General features: G+C 68.1%; 14 protein-coding genes. 7 read left to right on the top strand and 7 right to left on the bottom strand.

The genetic code is table 11. The annotated features are described in order from the left end of the window. Positions 1–103: 103 nt before the first annotated feature. From V7787_RS31325 to V7787_RS31305, 5 genes are all read left to right on the top strand, one after another. Positions 104–910, top strand: coding sequence for an undecaprenyl-diphosphate phosphatase (locus V7787_RS31325; RefSeq protein WP_336091315.1), 807 nt, complete (start codon positions 104–106; stop codon positions 908–910). A 25-nt stretch (positions 911–935) separates the two neighbouring features. Next, entirely contained in the window at positions 936–1,442 is a 507-nt protein-coding gene (locus V7787_RS31320) for a DUF2750 domain-containing protein (RefSeq protein ID WP_336091314.1), read from the top strand. A gap of 176 nt (positions 1,443–1,618) precedes the next feature. Continuing rightward, positions 1,619–2,515 (top strand): hypothetical protein, encoded by an 897-nt coding sequence (locus V7787_RS31315; RefSeq protein ID WP_336091312.1) that lies wholly within the window; start codon positions 1,619–1,621, stop codon positions 2,513–2,515. Between the two features lie 22 nt (positions 2,516–2,537). Continuing rightward, positions 2,538–3,332: an META domain-containing protein gene (locus V7787_RS31310; protein ID WP_336091311.1), complete on the top strand. Its 795-nt coding sequence runs from the start codon at positions 2,538–2,540 to the stop codon at positions 3,330–3,332. An 89-nt stretch (positions 3,333–3,421) separates the two neighbouring features. Continuing rightward, positions 3,422–4,294: an META and DUF4377 domain-containing protein gene (locus tag V7787_RS31305; protein WP_336091309.1), complete on the top strand. Its 873-nt coding sequence runs from the start codon at positions 3,422–3,424 to the stop codon at positions 4,292–4,294. 27 nt (positions 4,295–4,321) lie between these two features. Here the strand turns inward: V7787_RS31305 and V7787_RS31300 are convergent, their stop codons facing one another. The 7 genes from V7787_RS31300 to V7787_RS31270 form a co-directional block, all read right to left on the bottom strand. Beyond that, positions 4,322–4,786, bottom strand: a complete 465-nt coding sequence (locus tag V7787_RS31300) for an RDD family protein (RefSeq protein WP_336091308.1) — start codon at positions 4,784–4,786, stop codon at positions 4,322–4,324. Positions 4,787–5,066: 280 nt separating this feature from the next. Next, entirely contained in the window at positions 5,067–5,552 is a 486-nt protein-coding gene (locus tag V7787_RS31295) for an RDD family protein (RefSeq protein WP_336091306.1), read from the bottom strand. Positions 5,553–5,576: 24 nt separating this feature from the next. Next, positions 5,577–6,203 carry a YbhB/YbcL family Raf kinase inhibitor-like protein gene (locus tag V7787_RS31290; RefSeq protein ID WP_336091305.1) on the bottom strand — a complete coding sequence of 209 codons (627 nt, stop codon included), beginning with the start codon at positions 6,201–6,203 and terminating at the stop codon, positions 5,577–5,579. Between the two features lie 214 nt (positions 6,204–6,417). Further along, entirely contained in the window at positions 6,418–8,490 is a 2,073-nt protein-coding gene (locus V7787_RS31285) for a tetratricopeptide repeat protein (RefSeq protein WP_336091304.1), read from the bottom strand. A 204-nt stretch (positions 8,491–8,694) separates the two neighbouring features. Beyond that, the gene (locus tag V7787_RS31280) at positions 8,695–9,687 is read right to left on the bottom strand and encodes a YheT family hydrolase (protein ID WP_336091302.1); all 993 of its coding nucleotides are present in this window, start codon (positions 9,685–9,687) and stop codon (positions 8,695–8,697) included. Positions 9,688–9,691: 4 nt separating this feature from the next. Then, a complete protein-coding gene (locus V7787_RS31275; protein ID WP_336091301.1) occupies positions 9,692–10,498 on the bottom strand; it encodes a lysophospholipid acyltransferase family protein in 807 nt (268 codons plus the stop codon). A 181-nt stretch (positions 10,499–10,679) separates the two neighbouring features. Then, entirely contained in the window at positions 10,680–11,996 is a 1,317-nt protein-coding gene (locus V7787_RS31270; protein ID WP_336091299.1) for a sugar MFS transporter, read from the bottom strand. 405 nt (positions 11,997–12,401) lie between these two features. Here V7787_RS31270 and V7787_RS31265 point away from each other — a divergent pair, with 405 nt between their 5' ends. Together V7787_RS31265 and V7787_RS31260 are read left to right on the top strand one after the other, a co-directional pair. Continuing rightward, on the top strand, positions 12,402–13,460 hold the full coding sequence (locus V7787_RS31265; RefSeq protein WP_336091297.1) for a glucokinase: 1,059 nt from the start codon (positions 12,402–12,404) through the stop codon (positions 13,458–13,460). 215 nt (positions 13,461–13,675) lie between these two features. Beyond that, complete coding sequence (locus tag V7787_RS31260; RefSeq protein WP_336091296.1) at positions 13,676–16,345, top strand: TonB-dependent receptor; 2,670 nt, start codon at positions 13,676–13,678, stop codon at positions 16,343–16,345. Positions 16,346–16,413: the final 68 nt, after the last annotated feature.

Below are 16,413 nucleotides of genomic sequence, written 5' to 3'. Positions count from 1 at the left end.
CAATTTGGAACAAAGCGCTTTCCGCTATCCTGACCCGCCGCCGCCCTCCCCCGACCGCGGCGCCCCGCCCGAATTCCCACCTCCAATCCCAGCCCCGCCCCCAATGACCGATCTGTTCTCCGCGCTGCTCCTCGGCATCATCGAAGGCATCACCGAATTCCTGCCCATCTCCAGCACCGGCCACCTGTTGATCGCCCAGCACTGGCTCGGCGCGCGCTCGGACCTGTTCAACATCTCGATCCAGGCCGGCGCGATCCTGGCGGTGGTGGTGATTTACTGGAAGCGCTTGTGGGGCCTGGCGACCGGCGTCACCGAGCGCGACAACTGGGACTACCTGCTCAAGCTGGCGCTGGCCTTCGGCCTGACCGCGGTGCTGGGCATCATCGTCAAGAAAGCCGGCTTCACCCTGCCCGACCACGTCACCCCGATCGCCTGGGCGCTGGTGCTGGGCGGCGTGTGGATGATCGCGGCCGAGCACTTCGCCGCCAAACGCGCGGCCGCGCTCGGCGAGCGCACCGAAATCACCTGGACGGTGGCGGCGCTGGTCGGCATCGCCCAGGTCGTGGCCGGGGTGTTCCCGGGCACCTCGCGCTCGGGCGCGACCATCTTCATCGCCCTGCTGGCCGGCACCACCAGCCGCGCGGCCGCCACCGAGTTCACCTTCCTGGTCGGCATCCCGACCATGTTCGCGGCCAGCGGCTACGAGCTGATGCACGTGGTCGGCACCCCGGCCGCGGCCAACGAAGACTGGAGCGCGCTGGCGGTGGCCTTCATCGCCTCGGCGGTGACTGCCTTCATCGCGGTGAAGTGGCTGTTGCGCTATATCCAGACCCACCGTTTCACTGCGTTCGCGATCTACCGCTTCGTCTTCGGCGCGGCCTTGCTGCTGCTGATGCCGTCGGGCAGCTGATCGCGGCGGCCACCGGAGCTTTGCGATGAACCCACAAGACTACGAAGCCGAACAGCGGCTGATGGAATACGCCGAACTCTCCGGCGCCGAACGCTACGCCGCGTTCCTGGAGTCGGTGGCGCGCACCGGCCGCTTCTGGGTCGCGGTCGCGGGCGAGTTCGTGCTGACCTTGTTCGACGAAGACGGCCAGGAACTGCTGCCGGCCTGGCCGTCGGCGGCGACCGCGCGCGCGGCGTTGGCGCGCGCGCCGCAGTTGCACGAGTACGCGCCGGCGCCGCGCGAGTTGGCGCAGTGGCGCGAGCACGCGGCGACGGCGATGAGCCAGGCCAAGGTCGGCGTGGGCGTGTTTCCCAATGCGCAGATGCAGAGCGCGGTGGTGGAAACCTCGCAATTGCTGGCGCATCTGGATGAAGTGCTGGCCGAAGACGGCTCGCTGGACGGCGAGGACACCGACGGCGACGAAGCCGAAGGGCTGGACCTGGAACGCGCGCAGCGCGAGTTGATGCGCAAGTTCGCCAAGCCGAAGGATTGATCCGCCGCGCCGGCGGTGGCGCCTCGGGCCAGTCGGCACTGTGAAGGCCGGCACTGTTTCGAGCGCGGACGACACGCACGCAGGCGTGACCCGGCTTCGTTCTCCCCAACTTTGGACGGTGGCGCCGCGCGCGCTCAGCGCTCAGGCTGGAGGCTGGCCACGCTCCGGGGACGTCCATGCCGCACATCGGTTCGCCCGCCCGCACCGCCGCGCAGCGCCTGCTGCGAATCTTGATCGCGAGCACGGCCGGTTTCGCGCTCAACGGCTGCGGACTCGGCGAGAACAGCGCAACAGAGCGACACGCCGACGCCGAACCCGCGCCGGTCAGCCGGCGCGCGTTCGCGCGCACCGAAGACCTGACCGGTTATCGCTGGCAGGTGCTGCTGGCCTCCGACGCCAACGGCAATCCGATCTCGCTGCTGCAGCCCGATGCTTACCGGCGCATCAACGTCGAGTTCATCGACAAGCGCATGCTCATCAGCGGCGGCTTCAATGCCATGCAGGGCCAATGCACGGTCGCTACCGGCCGCATCGACTGCACCTCGATGCAGCAGACCGAAGCCGGGGTAAACGACGATCGCCTGACCGCGATGGACGCCGCGCTGGTGCGGCATGTCGCGCCGCCGTACCGTTACCGAGTGGAAGGCCAAGGCGTGCGCCAACGCTGGTTTCTGACCACGCGCGACGGCAGCGAGTTGATCTTGCAGACCGTCGATGCGCCCTACGGCCATCCGGGCCGGCGGCTGTATCTGCAAGCCTCCGGCGAACGGCGCGATTGCGGCCAACCCGGTTCGCCCGGACGCCTGTGTCCGTGGGTCCGCGAGGTCGAACCCGACGTGCATGGCCAGACCCTGCGCGTGCGTTCGCAGTGGCGCCCCTTCACCGCGCCGATCGACGGCTACAGTCCGGAGTCCGGCAAGCATGAGCTGTTGACCTTGCGGCACTACCCGCCGATTTCCGCGCTAGCCAATTCGCCAGGAAATTACGCGCTCGAACGCAGGGAAGATTTGAACCAGAACTTCTATCGATACGTCGTCGACGCGGCCCCGCCATCGGGCCAGCGTCGCGATTGACCGCCGCCACCGGAGCGATGCCATGCCGAAGTCCGATTCCGTCGCAGCAGGAGCGATCGCGCTAACGCTGCTGCTGAGCGCATGCGCCGGCAACGACGATCTGCGCGGCGACCGCAGCCTCGCAGCGGGACAGGGATTGATCGGCGAACAGTGGCGGGTACTGACCGCGACCGCCGCCGACGGCGAGCCGATCGCCCTGCTGCAACCCGATGGCCGTTACGACACCACGGTGAGCTTGAGCAAGAACGGGCTCTCCGCTCATGCCGGCTGCAACGCTCTGAGCGGCGGTTACCGGCTCGAACGTGGGCGGATCGTCGTCGTCGACGGATTCTCGCAAACGCTGATGGGCTGCCTGGATCAACGCCTGATCCGCGCCGAACAATTGCTGCAAGCGCATTGGCAGTCGCCGTTCGAGTACGCCGTGGAAGGCCGCGGGGTGAACCGGCGCCTGCACTTGGTCAGCGCCGACGGCACGCGCTGGCTGCTGCAGACCCGCGACGCGCCCTACGGCCATCGGCCGACCCGTCTGCGCCTGGAAGTCGCGCCGCAGACGCGCCCCTGTCCGAGCGGAACGCCCGCGCCGTTCGATACCTGCCTGTGGGTCCGCGAGCGCAGCGCCGGGCCGGGCCAATGGGGCAAGCCGCTCGGCGATTGGCATTCGTTCGCGGCGCGCATCGACGGTTACCAGCATTTGCCCGGCTTCCATCAATTGCTGGAAATCAAGCGCTACCCCCCGTTGGTCGCGCAGCATCCGCTCGGCCCGATCCACGTGCTCGCCAGCGAGCTGGGACGGCAACGCGCGACGCCGCCGGAATGACCCGGCCGCCAGCTGAACGCGGCTAACCCCATCGCCGGCGCGGCCGCGTTGATCCTATCTTCGCAAGCAAAACCGGATCATCCCCGACCATGACTACCTTCCACCTGACTCCGCGCCGTCCCGTTGCGCTGGCCCTCGCCGCCACGCTGTCGACCTTGCTGCTCGCCGCGTGCGCAGCGCCCACCTCCAACGGCGACAAGCCCGCCGACGGCGCCGCCGCTGCCACCGATGCAGCGGATACGAAATCGGCCGCCGCCCCGGCGGGATCGGTCCCGCTCGACGGTTACCGCTGGCAATTGCAGAGCGCCACCGACAACACCGGCAAGCCGATCGCGGTGTTGCAGCGCGAAGGCAAGTACGGCCTGAACCTGAGCTTCGCCAAGGATCGGGTCGGCGTCAGCGGCGGCTGCAATCACATCGGCGCGGGTTATTCGCTCAAGGGCGAACGCATCGAGGTCAAGCAATTCCAGACCACGCTGATGGCCTGCCAGGACCAGCGCCTGATGCAAATGGACAGCGAGATTTCCAAGCTGCTGGAAGGCAGCGCCCAGTTCGCGATCGAAGGCCAGGCGCCGCAACCGCGCCTGCTGCTGACCACCGCCGCCGGCGCCAAGCTGGTGCTCGACGGCGAGCCGACCGCGGAAACCCGTTACGGCAGCGCCGGCACCACGATGTTCTTCGAAGTCGACGCTCAGCGCCGGCCTTGCTCGCATCCGATGATGCCGAACTACCAGTGCCTGTGGGTGCGCGAGCGCAAGTACGACGCCAACGGCGTGGCTCAGGCGCCGGCCGAGGATTGGCATTTCCTGTATCAGGACATCGAGGGCTACACCCACGAGCCGGGCATCCGCAATGTCGTGCGGATCAAGAAGTTCGACATCAAGAACCCGCCGGCCGACGCCTCGTCGGTGGCGTACGTGCTCGACATGGTGGTCGAGAGCGAATTGGTGCCGAAGAAGTAATCGCCGCTATCGACGACGCGCGGGCGATCAGGAAATCCTGATCACCCGCGTGTTCGCCAGTTTGTCGTGCCAGGCGGTGCGGGCTTGCCCGTAGAAGAAGATCGAAAACGGCTCGAACGGGATGCAGCGCCCCAGGGTGCGCACGACCACCGTGCCCCAACCGGGCGGCTTGCCGTCCTCGTCGACCACGCGCGTGCCGGTGACGAACTTGCCGATGGTCGCGCCGAACAGTCCCTCCATGACCACGTAGTAGATCAGCATCACCGCCGTGGTCATGAATATATCCTTCAGCGGGTCGCGGCCGATCGAGGCGCGGCCGATGGCGAGGACGACGACGACCTTGAAGATGCCGAAGACGAACGAGTCGATGAGGTAGTTGAACAAACGCCGGCCGTAGCTGGCGGACTCGTAGTCCTCTTCGACCTGCTGCGCGCGCGCGACGGGCGCGGCGATGCGGGACACCACTTGGTAGGGGTTGTGATCGTCGTTCATGGCCGTGTTCCTGTTCCTTGGATGCGGCGCGACCGGCGCGGCTCGGAAATGTTGAAGCGGATCGGGTTCGGGCGCCATTCCTCGGCGTCCATTCGAGTTGCCCAGCGTCGCGCCTGTTTAGAGCCCCTCTCCCGCTTGCGGGAGAGGGGTTGGGGTGAGGGCCCGGCCTCGCCGCGAAACTTTCAAGCAAAAGCATTCGCGCCTTCGGCGCTCATCCCCTCACCCCAACCCTCTCAGCCTTGCACACCCTTCGGGCGCCGCAAGCGGGAGAGGGAGTCTGTTAACGCGCCCGCACCACCAACGTCTTCGGCAACCGATCATGCCAAGCCGCCGCACGCTCGGCGCCGGTGAACAAAATCGTGATCGGCTCAAACGGAATCTGCCGCGCCGCGGTACGGCCCAACACCTGCCCCCAACTCGGCGGCCGGCCTTGTTCGTCGACCACGCGGGTGCTGGTCACCAGCTTGCCCAAGGTAACGCCGAACATCCCTTCCATCGGCACGTAGTACACGAACTGCGCGACCAGCATCATCAGCGACATGGTCGGATTCCACGGCGCATTGGGTTCGGGCTGCAACAGCTTCAGCACTGTCGGGTCGAACGCCGAGTACACGCTCAGACTGCCCAGCAGCAACGCGGTGCAGGCCAGGCTGTCGATCAACAGATTGACCAGACGCTGGGAACGGCTGGCGGTCACCAACTGGGCGATGCGCTCGGCCCGCACTTGGGCTTGCGGGGCGTCGTAAGGATTGTTCGGGTCGCTCATATCGCTGCTCGAAAAAACGGCCGCTCAGCCGCGCACCGCGGGGTTCAACGAATAGGTGCCGTAGATCGACGCCTCGCCGAGCACGTGGCCGTGCATCGCATTGAACACGTCCGCGGCGGTGAAGCGCTTGTCCAGCGGCAGACGCTCGAGGTCCAGCGCGAACAGGCGGAAGAAATAACGGTGCACGCGCTCATCGTTGGGCGGAGGGAACGGGCCGTCGTAGCCGTACCAGTCGCCGGCCATGTCCGGATCGCCGGCGAACCAGCCGGTGTAGTCGTTGATGCCCTGACGCGCGCCGCGCGGGCCGGACGGATCGCGCTTGCCGTGCGCGGTCACGCCGTCGCTGCAGCTGCCCGCGGCGATTTCGCGCACGTCGGCGGCGATGTCGGCGACCGCCCAATGGACGAAATCGGCGCGCACCTGGTGCAGCGGAATCTGCACGTCGCTGCGGCCGACCAGTTCGGCCACCGTCGGCACGTCCGGGTCGATGCACAGCAGCGCGAACGAACGCGTGCCCTGCGGTACGTCATCCCAGGCCAGATGCGGATTGCGGTTGGGCGCGAAGCCGAATCCCTCGCCGACCGGTTGGCCGGCGGCGAACTCGGCCGGCAGGCGCTGACGGTGTTGGAAGCTGTTGCTGTGGATGCGCATGAAGACTCCTGGGTGGACGGCGCGGACGGCGCGCCGCGTCGGCGTGGGGTTCACGCTATCGCCTCGACGATACCCCGGCGCGATGACCGGCCGTGGCGACGGCGCGCGGGTTCGCCCCGCGGGATACAGCATGCCGCGCTCGGCCGCGGCGAACCGGGCGGGCGATCGCGGCGCGGGCGGGCGCGACCGGCGCGCTCGCCCGCGTGCGCGGCGGTCAGGCCTCCGGATAGCCCAGACGCTTGGCCACCGGCTTGAGCAACGCGAACGCCTCGCCCAAGGTGTCGATGTAAGCGCGCCAGCGGCCGGACGGCAGCCGCTGGTTCATGTTGATCCCGCCCGGCAGCGAGACCTGCACGCGCAAGGTGTCGGCGATGATCTGGGCGATCGCGCCGGGATCGTCGCCGGTCTGATCCAGACGCACCAGGTTGTGCGGGAACAGATTGTGCTCGTGCAGGTCGGCGACCTGCTCCAGCGTCTGCGCCAGCCAGCGCGCGCCGTCTTCCGGCGAGGTCAGCGCGTACGGCGTGGGGCTGCCGTTGGCCAGCCAGTCCAGCAGCATGTCGCGCGGATCCAGGATCGGAATCAGCAGGAAGGCTTCGGCCAGATTCGGCCGCAGCGCGCGCAGCAGGGCGTTGTCCCACCACAGCAGCCAGTCGAAGATCGGGCCGTCGGCGGCGCCGCGCGCGGGCAACGCGGCGCGGTACAGCTTGATCAGGAAGGCCGGGTCGAGCGAGCCGGCGAGCAGTTCTTCGACCGTGCCGTAACGCTGCATCGGATCGTTCGGCGGCTGCGGGCCGTAACGGTCGACCAGCAGCGGCGCGCCGACCGCGCTGAGCACTTGCGCGATGCGCTCCACCCGCGAGCCGGGCGCGCCCCACAGCAGCAGAATGCCGCGGGTGCCTTCCTCGACCCAGCCCAGCGGCGGCCAGTCTTCGCCGCCGCGCTTGCTGATGGCGTTGAACGGCAGCCGTTGTTCGACCACTTCGGCGTGCAGCTCGGCCCAGGTCGCCGCGGCCGCTTCGGGTTGGCCGGCCAGGTCCAGGGTGCGGCCGAGCAACTGCCGCAGTTCGCGCTTGGCGGTCGGATCGGCGGCCATGCCGATCAAACGCTCGATGCGTTCGGCGGCGGCGTCGGGATCGCGTTCGGTCAGCGCCTGGACCAGACGCATCTCCGCGGCCACGTCGCCCGGGCTGATTTCGACGATGCGCTCGGCGATGGCTTCGGCCTGCGCGTGTTCGCCGAGTTGATCGTGCACCGCCGCGCGCGCTTCCAGCGCGGCCAGGTGGTCGGGCATGGCCTGCTGCCAGCGCTCGATGACGTCCAGCGCGGCGGCTTCGCCGAACGGTTCCAGCACCAGCCGCGCGCGCCACAGGTCCGGCTGTTGCGGATGCGCGGCCAGCGCGTCTTCCAGCGATTGGCGCGCGTCGTCGACCGCGCCGAGCCGGCGCCAGGCTTCCATCATCGCGTTGAGCGTGCGCGGGTCGTGGGGATGTTCGGCGAACGCTTCGCGCAGCACCGCCAGCGCGCGCTCGTTGCGGCCGGCGTCGAGTTCCAGCTCGCCGGCCCAGCGGCGCACGCCGAAGCCGGCGTCCTCGCGCTGGATCAGCGGCTCGATCCGGTCGGCGGCTTCGGCGTAGCGCGATTGCTGGCGCAGCAGGTCGGCGATCAGCAACTGCAGGGTGAGCTGATCGGGATTGCGCTGGGCCAGCGCGCTGAAGGCCTGTTCGGCGAAGGCCAGATGGCCCTTGGCCAGATAGGCGAAGCCCAGGCCGTGCAGCACCTGCGGATCGTCCGGCGCGACCGAGGCGGCGTGGCTGAGGATCGCCAGCGCGCGGTCAGCGTCGCCGCGGCGCAGCGCCAGGGTGCCTTCGATCGCCGCCACTTGCGGATGGTTCGGCGCGATCCGCGCGGCGGTGCGGCCGAGCCGCTCGCCTTCTTCCAGATCGCCGCGGGCGATCGCCAGTTGCGCCTTGACCACGTAAGCGGGGAATTGATTCGGGTCCAGGCCGATCGCCTGGGCCAGCGCGGCCTGGGCCTCATCGAGCTGACGACCGTCCAGCAACGTGCCGGCGCGCTCCAGATGCAGCTGCGCGTCCTCCGGCGACAGGCCGATGGCGCGGTCGAGCGCGGCCAGGGCCGCCTCGCGCTGGCCGTCCAGCCGCAGCGCGGCGGCGTGCAGGCGCTGCGCGGTGACGTCGTTGGGTTGCTCGCCGGCGAGCTGTTCGGAAGCGGCCAGAGCTTCGGCCGTCGCGCCGCGACGCAGGGCGTCGAGGATGGAATCGTACATGTGACGTGCTTCGCGCAAGGATAAGAGGGCGATTGTAGGGGTGTGCGCGGGTTTTGCGCTTTTTCCACCGGGTCGGCTCGCGCGCGGGGCGGAAAAACGCCGGCGCGAACGCGCGCTTCGAACCCGCCCGCGACAACACCGAAGACCGGCCCGATACGGCGCGTTATCAACCACTTAGGCCGGCGATACCGCGGCCCGGCGGGCTCAGGCCGAAGCCAGCGCGGCCATCCGGTCGGCGATCCAGCGTTCGGCGAAACCGTCCAGGTGGGCGTTTTCCAGGAACCCGCAGTGGCCGCCGCAGGACGCGACTTCCAGGCGCGCGCTCGCCGGCAGTTCCAGTTCATGGAAGGCGGCCAGCGGAATCACCGGATCGTCGGCGGCCATCAGGATGCTCACCGGCACCTGCAACTGGGCCAGGCGCCGGCCGGCGACCGAGTAACCGTCGAAGTAACGGTCCAGGGTGCCGAAATCGGTGTGCCGCTCGACCATCCACTGGGTCAGCGGCCGCATCCGCAGGCCCAGGGTGCGGTCGTCGAAATCGTGCACGGCCGGAAACAACTGCCGCTTGCGCGCCAGCGAGCCGCGCCATTTGCGCTCGAAGTACCACAGGTACATCGGCAGGCCGGTTTCCATCGAGTCCATGGTCCGGGCCGGATCCAGCACCGGACACACCGAGGCCACGTGCGCCAGCGGCAAGCCCGCTTCCGGCGCGCGCAAGGCCAGGCGCAGGGCGAAGTTGCCGCCCAGCGAATAGCCGGCCACCGACAACGGCCGCAGCGGAAAACGCCGGGCGATTTCGACCGCGGCCTGGACCACTTCGTCGATCCGGTTGGAGTGGAACAGGCCTTCGTTGAGGTGATGGGTGTCGCCGTGATCGCGGAAGTTGAGCCGGAACACTTCGAAGCCGCGCGCCAACAAGCGCGCCGCGGTCAGGCGCATGTAGTTGGAATCCACGCTGCCTTCCCAGCCGTGCAGCAACAGCACCATCCCGCGCGGGGTGGTGCCCGGCACCGCGCTGTGCAGGCCGTGCAGACGCACGCCGGCGTCGGTTTCGATGATGTGCGCCTGGGTGCGGGCGCCGGCTTCGGCCAGCCGGCGCTCGGCGTTGCGCCGGCGCAGCGGGCTGGAGCCCAGCAGCGATTGCACGTGCGCGTTGCGCAGCCAACGCGGCGGTGCGTAGTCGGCCGCGGTCAACATGCGCTCAGCTCGCCATCGCCTCGACGATCCGCTGCCGCGCCAGTTCGGCGATGCGGCGGCGGCCGTCGGCTTCGCCCGGGCCGATCGGGGTGAGGAAATGCACCTCGGCCACGCGCCCGGGTTCGCCGAGCAGACGCACGAAATTGGCGAAGAAGCTTTCCCGGCCCTGGAACGCGACCACGGTCTGGGCCTCGCCGCGCTCGCCGTAACGCAGCGCCACCGGCTGCACCGGCACGCCGGCTTCGACCGCGGCCAGGAAGATCCGCGCATGGAACGGGCCGATTTCGCGCCCGCCGCGGGTGCCTCCCTCGGGGAACACCCCGACCGAGCGGCCCGAACGCAGGCGCGAGAGCATTTCGTGCAGCACCCCGCCGAGCGATTCGGTGCTGCCGCGGGAGTGGAAGATGGTCTGACCGCGCGCGGCCAGCCAGCCCACCACCGGCCAGCCGGCGATTTCGCGCTTGGCCACGAAACCCATCATCCGCTGGCTGTGCAGGATCTCGATGTCGACCCAGCTGACGTGGTTGGCGACGAACAAGGTCGCCCCGCGCAGCGGCGTGCCGACCCGGCGCAGGCTGAAGCCGAAAATCCGCATCAATCCGCCGGCCCAGGCGCGGATCAGGCGTTCTTCCAGGGTTTCCTCGCCCAGCGCGATGCGCGCGGTGGGCAGGGTGATCAGCAGCAGCACCAGCGGCAAGTGGATGAGCACATGCCATGCCAGCAAGGGGACGCGGATCAGGTAACGCAGCGCGCGCGCGGTCGACGCGCCGGTGGGCGCGACCGCGCCGGCGTGGGGAGGCGGCGCATTCATTGTGCTCACAATACCGAAGCGCCGTCGCAGCGGCCAGCGGCGATTGCGCGCGAACCTGTCCGCATCGGGCGGTGGTGAATAATTGACCGCCCGCTCGGGGCGCGTTTCAAACGTTTCCGGCGGCCCGCGGGCCGCCCGTGCGCGGGTTGCGGCGGCCGTGGGCCGCCGCGCGCCAGCGGATTCAGTTGGACGAGGCCGCCACCGCCGCGGTCGACGCCGCCGCGCGATCGCCCTGGCCGACCTTATGGCCGATCTTGGCGAAGTACAGGATGTACAGGTAGCACGGCACCATCAGCAGCAGGAAGACCAGCTGGAAGTCCATGTGCTGCTTGAGCACCGCGTACAGCTGCGGCACCACCGCGCCGCCGGCGATGCCCATCACCATCACCGCCGAACCGACCTCGGTGTGGCGGCCCAGGCCGCGGATGCCGAGCGGGAAGATCGCCGGCCACATCATCGCGTTGGCGAAGCCCAGCGCGGCGACGAAGCCGACCGACACATAGCCCTTGGTGACGAAGGCGCCGATGGTCAGCAGCACGCCCAGCACCGCCGACAGGCTCAGGTAGCGTTCCTGCGAGATGAAGCGCGGGATCACGATCAGGCCGACCACGTAACCCACCAGCATCCCGCCCAGGGTCAGGGAGGTGAAGAACTTGGTCTTGTCCAGCGGCAGGCCGAAGCTGTGGCCGTAGGTGCCGATGGCGTCGCCCGCCATCACCTCCACGCCGACGTAGACGAAGATGCACAGCGCGCCCAGCCACAGGTGCGGATAGGCCATCAGGCTGGCGCGGCCGCCGCCGGTGTTGGCCGAGGAACGGTTGGCTTCTTCGGCGCGCAATTCCGGCAGCGGCGAGAACAGCACGCCCACCGCCAGCACCGCCAACAGGCCGGCCATCATCAGATACGGGCCGTGGATGCTGGCGGCGAAGTCGTTGAGCAACTGCGCCTTGGTCGCAGGGTCCGCCGCCTTGACCCGCTCGGACAGATCGCCCATCCCGTGCAGCACCATCGTGCCGAGCACGATCGGCGCGAGGATGCCGGCGATCTTGTTGCAGATGCCCATCACCGCGATGCGCTGGGCCGCGCCCTCGATCGGGCCGAGGATGCTGATGTAGGGATTGACCGCGGTCTGCAGCACCGCCAGGCCCGCGCCGATCACGAACAGGCCGCCGAGCGCGCCGGGGTACCAGCGCTGGGTGGTGAACTCGCCGAATATCGCCGCGCCGATCGCCATCACCAGCAGGCCCAGGGCCATGCCGCGCTTCATGCCGGTGCGGCGCAGGATCGCCGAGGACGGCACGGCCAGAAAGAAGTACGACAGATAGAACGCCATCGGCACCAGGAACGCGCCGACCTCATCGAGATCGAAGGCCAGCTGGGCGAACGCGATCAGCGGCCCGTTGAGCCAGGTCACGAAGCCGAAGACGAAGAACAGCGCGCCGATGATCGCGATCGAGCCCAGATAACGCGGCTGAGCGCTGGCGTTGGAAACCGACATGAGACATCCCCTCCCAGAGAAGCGGGTGACGCCCGCCGCGCGTGCGCCCGTCCCGGATGACCGGCACGACAAGCGACCGGTCAACGTTGTCACAAGTCACCGGGTCCTGCCAACAGACCCACGCCGATTCAGCTCAAACCCGCGCCAGAACGTGATCTTCGACGCGCCAGCGCATGTTGCGACGCACCAATAAAATTGGTTCGAGGGCGCGGTTTTCGAAACCCGTTGGCACTTTTTCTTGCGATTGTTGACAACGTTGTCAAACCCAGAGCACTCTCGGCGCCGCCAGGGGACACCGATGGGCAGCCGTGGAGGGCGCATGCAGTGGTACGGGCTGTTGAAGGCAAGGCGATTGGGGATTGGACAACGCAGCGGCGCCGCAGCGCCGAACGCCCGGGTGCGCGCATGAGCGCGGCGCCCCGACTCACCGCGGCGGCCTCGGCCAGCGCGAACACCTTCATCGCCGCCGATGTCGGCGGCACCCACACCCGGGTCGGCCTGGTGCGTCCGGGCCAGGGCGGCGAGTCGACCGTGGCCGTGCTCGCGCACCGCAAGTACGTCTGCGCCGACTACCCCAGCCTGGCCGCGATCCTGGCCGAGTTCATCGCCGGCAACGGCGTGGGCGTGGACCGGGTGGTGATCGCCACCGCCGGCGTCGTGCTCGACGACGAAGTGGTCAACTCCAATCTTCCCTGGCGCATTTCGCTGTCGCAGCTGCGCAGCGAGCTGGGCCTGCACGAAGTGCTGGTCATCAACGATTTCCAGGCCAACGCCAACGCCGCCCAGTGCATGGCGCCGGCCGACTCGACCCTGCTGACCCCGGACGTGGTCGAAACCGACACCACGCCCGGACCGGTGCTGGTGATCGGTCCGGGCACCGGCCTGGGCGCGGCGGTGCGCATTCCTTATGGCAAGTCGACCGTGGTGCTGCCGACCGAACCGGGCCACACCGCGTTCGCGCCGGGCAACGCGCGCGAAGTCGACATGCTGCGTCTGGCCCAGCAACGCGGCCAGACCCACGTGCCGACCGAATACTTCGTCTCCGGCCCCGGGCTGGTGAATCTGTACAGCGCGCTGTGCACGCTCAATGGCGTGGAAGCCACCTTGCGCGCGCCGGCGGCGATCACCGAAGCCGCGCGCCGCGGCGAAGCGCTGGCGCGCGAAGCGGTGCTGACCTTCTGCGCCTTGCTCGGCAGCGTGATCGGCGATCTGGTGGTGATCAGCCGCGCGCATGCGGTGTTCATCGCCGGCGGCATCCTGCCGCAGCTCAAGGATTTCGTGCCCGACAGCGAATTCCACGCACGCATGCTCGACAAGGGCGTGATGCGTCCGGTGCTCGAGCGGGTGCCGGTGCGGTTGATCGAAAACGAAAGACTCGGCGTGATCGGCGCGGCGAGTTGGTACCTGGACCATCTGGCGCAGGCCGAGCACGACGCTCCCGCCCCGCCGCGGCAACACCCGTAAGCCACCGCGACCCGGCCGCGCCGCGCACGCGCGGCCGCGGTTTCGCGGCGAACGCGAATCACCGCTGCATACCGCTGCACATCGGGCGATCGCTTGCCCGAACCGGTTTCCGAACGCCAGTTGCACGCCCAAGCACGCCAAAAACCGGACTTCGCGACGAGCCGGCCTGTCCGGTCGATCGCCGAGCCACCCGCCGCCAAGGGAGGAGTAGCTAAATGAAAGCGCGCAAGACCGTTTTGTCCGCAAGCATTTTCGCGGCCCTGGCGATGGGGTCCGGGTTCGCATCGGCGCAGCAGTCCGCGCCGGCCGAACCGGCCCAGGCCGCGGCCGCGCAGCAAGCCACCGACATCGACGCGGTGGTGGTGCAAGGCATCCGCGCCAGCTTGCAGAAATCGCTGGAAACCAAGCGCAACGCCGACGCGGTGGTGGAAGCGATCACCGCCGAGGACATCGGCAAATTCCCCAACACCAACGTCGCCGAAGCGATGACGCAGATTCCCGGCGTCACCATCGACCGCCGTTTCGGCCAGGGCGAACGCGTCAGCATCGACGGCACCGACCCGAGCCTCAATCTGACCTTTCTCGACGGCCATCCGCTGGCGCAAACGCCGTGGCTGCACGGCGAGCAGCCCAATCGCGGTTTCGACCACACCTTGATCGCCTCGGAGCTGATCGGGCGGATGGAAGTGTACAAATCGCCGGAAGCCAAACTGCCCGAAGGCAGCCTCGGCGGCACGGTGATGATGCACACGCGCAAGCCGCTGGATCTGGAAGCCAACAGCTTCAACGGCAGCATCGGCTACAGCTACAACGACCAGGCCAGCAAGGGCAAGCCGAGCCTGTCGGGCCTGTACAGCTGGAAGAACCCGGAAGAAACCTTCGGCTTCAACGTCGCCGCGCAGCACTACGAAGAACGCGTCGACCGCCAGGGCGTGGAAATCTTCAACTACGAAGCGCCGTCGACCTTCCCCAACGCCGCAGCGCAAGTGCCGGCCAACGCGCGCGTGCCCAACTTCGTCAACGCCGCCTGGTTCCAGCAGGATCGCGAGCGCGACAGCCTCGCGGTGAATCTGCAGCTCAAGCCGAGCAGCGCGCTGGAGTTCAACCTCGACACGCTCTACATCAAGGAAAGCTTCGACAACTACAACCAGTCGGTCTACAACTTCCTCAGCGACCGCCCGCTCTCGGTCGACCAGCTCAACATGGGCCCCAACGGCGTGGTCACCAGCGGCCACTCCGGGCCCAATGCGCGGGTGTTCTACGACGCCAACGCGCGCGTGTCGGAAGTGGAAACCAAGGGCGTGGACCTGCGCGGCAGCTTCCGCGGCGACGGCTGGAAGATCAACGGTCAGCTCGGCCAGAGCAAGGCCACCAACGACAACATGCGCACCTACCTGCTGCAGTCGACCTACACCGGCGCCTACCGCTGGGACATCGGCAAGGGCGTGTTCTTCGACGACGTCGCCGGCTCGCGCGATCCGCGCAACTGGGGCGCGACCAATTCGATCGGCAACGTCAACTTCTTCCAGATCGAAGCCAAGGACCAGTACGCGCAGGTCGATTTCAGCGTCAACTTCAACGGCTTCTTCAACCAGCTCGAACTCGGCCTGCGCCGGCACAAGCACGAAGAATCCAACAGCCTGAACGTGTTCAACATCGCCGCCGACACCACCCTGGCGCAGATCGGCACCTCCGGCTACACCGACATCCTCAAGGATTTCGGCGGCTTCTCGCCCAGCCACGCCCAGCACCTGCAGCTCAGCCGCAGCGACGTGATCAACTGGGTCAACGGCCGCAACATCGATTACTCCTTCACCAACGGCGACGCCGGCAACTACCTCAACAACACCTTCCACGTCGAGCAGACCAACACCGCGGCCTATGCCCAGCTGAATTTCAGCCAGGACCGCCTGCACGGCAACCTGGGTCTGCGCCGGGTCGAAGCCGACATCCGCACCAGCAGCTTCGAGCTGGGCGGCGCGACGCCGGTGCTGCCGCCGCCGCCCGGATCGTGGACCACCCGCCGCAACAAGAACGATTACCTGCTGCCCTCGCTCAACCTGGTCTACGACCTGAGCGAGGACTGGGTGATCCGCGCCAGCGCGGCCAAGGTGGTGGCATGGGCGCCGTACCGGCAGTTGGTCGACGCGACCTTCCTCGACAACGGCCTGCTCACCGGCACCGGCGGCAATTCCAAGCTCGATCCGTACGAGTCCAACAACTTCAACGCCTCGCTGGAGTGGTACTTCGCGCCCGAGTCGGCGCTGGCGCTGTCGGTGTTCTACAAGGACATCAGCAACTTCGTAAACCTGGACAACGGCCTGGAGCGCAACTTCAACTCGTTGCGCGACATCGACCCGGCGCGCTGGAACAGCGCCCTGCTCGGCCGCAACGGCTGCACCGCCGACGGTTTCTGCGATTACGCGGTGCTGCGTCCGCGCAACGGCGGCGCGGCGACCATCAAGGGCTTCAACCTGGGCCTGCAGATGCCGTTCGGCGAAACCGGCTTCGGCATCACCGGCAGCTACACCTATGCCCGCGGCAAGAGCGAGCAAGGCGACGAGCTTCCGTACCAGTCCAAGCAGTCGGTCAGCATCAGCCCGTACTACGAAAAGGGCGCGCTGACCGCGCGGATCAGCTACGGCTGGCGCAGCCATTACCTAGCCGGCGGTTACGTCGCCGGCGCGCCGCCGGCGAGCGTGGACGACTACACCGACCTGGGCGCCAGCGTCGGCTGGAGCTTCAACGAACACTGCACGCTGCGCCTGGACGCGCAGAACCTGCTCAACGAGAAGTACACGCAATACCTGGGCGTGAAGAGCCTGCCCTTGAACGAGTACACCAGCGGCCGCCGCTACATGGCCTCGCTGAGCTTCTCGTTCTGAACGAGCATTCGCCTCCGGCGCGGCCGGCGGCGAAGCGGTAAACGACGCGTCGCCGCGCATTCCACGCG

This window comes from Pseudomonas sp. CGJS7 (assembly GCF_036961695.1).
The sequence above is the reverse complement of the archived record's forward strand: the minus strand, read 5'-3'. Positions and strand labels throughout refer to the sequence as shown.

Excerpts from the sequence above, each read along its gene's own strand:
- V7787_RS31325 (WP_336091315.1), top strand. The coding sequence starts at position 104 with ATGACCGATCTGTTCTCCGCGCTGCTCCTCGGCATCATCGAAGGCATC.
- V7787_RS31320 (WP_336091314.1), top strand. The coding sequence starts at position 936 with ATGAACCCACAAGACTACGAAGCCGAACAGCGGCTGATGGAATACGCC.
- V7787_RS31315 (WP_336091312.1), top strand. The coding sequence starts at position 1,619 with ATGCCGCACATCGGTTCGCCCGCCCGCACCGCCGCGCAGCGCCTGCTG.
- V7787_RS31310 (WP_336091311.1), top strand. The coding sequence starts at position 2,538 with ATGCCGAAGTCCGATTCCGTCGCAGCAGGAGCGATCGCGCTAACGCTG.
- V7787_RS31305 (WP_336091309.1), top strand. The coding sequence starts at position 3,422 with ATGACTACCTTCCACCTGACTCCGCGCCGTCCCGTTGCGCTGGCCCTC.
- V7787_RS31300 (WP_336091308.1), bottom strand. The coding sequence starts at position 4,786 with ATGAACGACGATCACAACCCCTACCAAGTGGTGTCCCGCATCGCCGCG.
- V7787_RS31295 (WP_336091306.1), bottom strand. The coding sequence starts at position 5,552 with ATGAGCGACCCGAACAATCCTTACGACGCCCCGCAAGCCCAAGTGCGG.
- V7787_RS31290 (WP_336091305.1), bottom strand. The coding sequence starts at position 6,203 with ATGCGCATCCACAGCAACAGCTTCCAACACCGTCAGCGCCTGCCGGCC.
- V7787_RS31285 (WP_336091304.1), bottom strand. The coding sequence starts at position 8,490 with ATGTACGATTCCATCCTCGACGCCCTGCGTCGCGGCGCGACGGCCGAA.
- V7787_RS31280 (WP_336091302.1), bottom strand. The coding sequence starts at position 9,687 with ATGTTGACCGCGGCCGACTACGCACCGCCGCGTTGGCTGCGCAACGCG.
- V7787_RS31275 (WP_336091301.1), bottom strand. The coding sequence starts at position 10,498 with ATGAATGCGCCGCCTCCCCACGCCGGCGCGGTCGCGCCCACCGGCGCG.
- V7787_RS31270 (WP_336091299.1), bottom strand. The coding sequence starts at position 11,996 with ATGTCGGTTTCCAACGCCAGCGCTCAGCCGCGTTATCTGGGCTCGATC.
- V7787_RS31265 (WP_336091297.1), top strand. The coding sequence starts at position 12,402 with ATGAGCGCGGCGCCCCGACTCACCGCGGCGGCCTCGGCCAGCGCGAAC.
- V7787_RS31260 (WP_336091296.1), top strand. The coding sequence starts at position 13,676 with ATGAAAGCGCGCAAGACCGTTTTGTCCGCAAGCATTTTCGCGGCCCTG.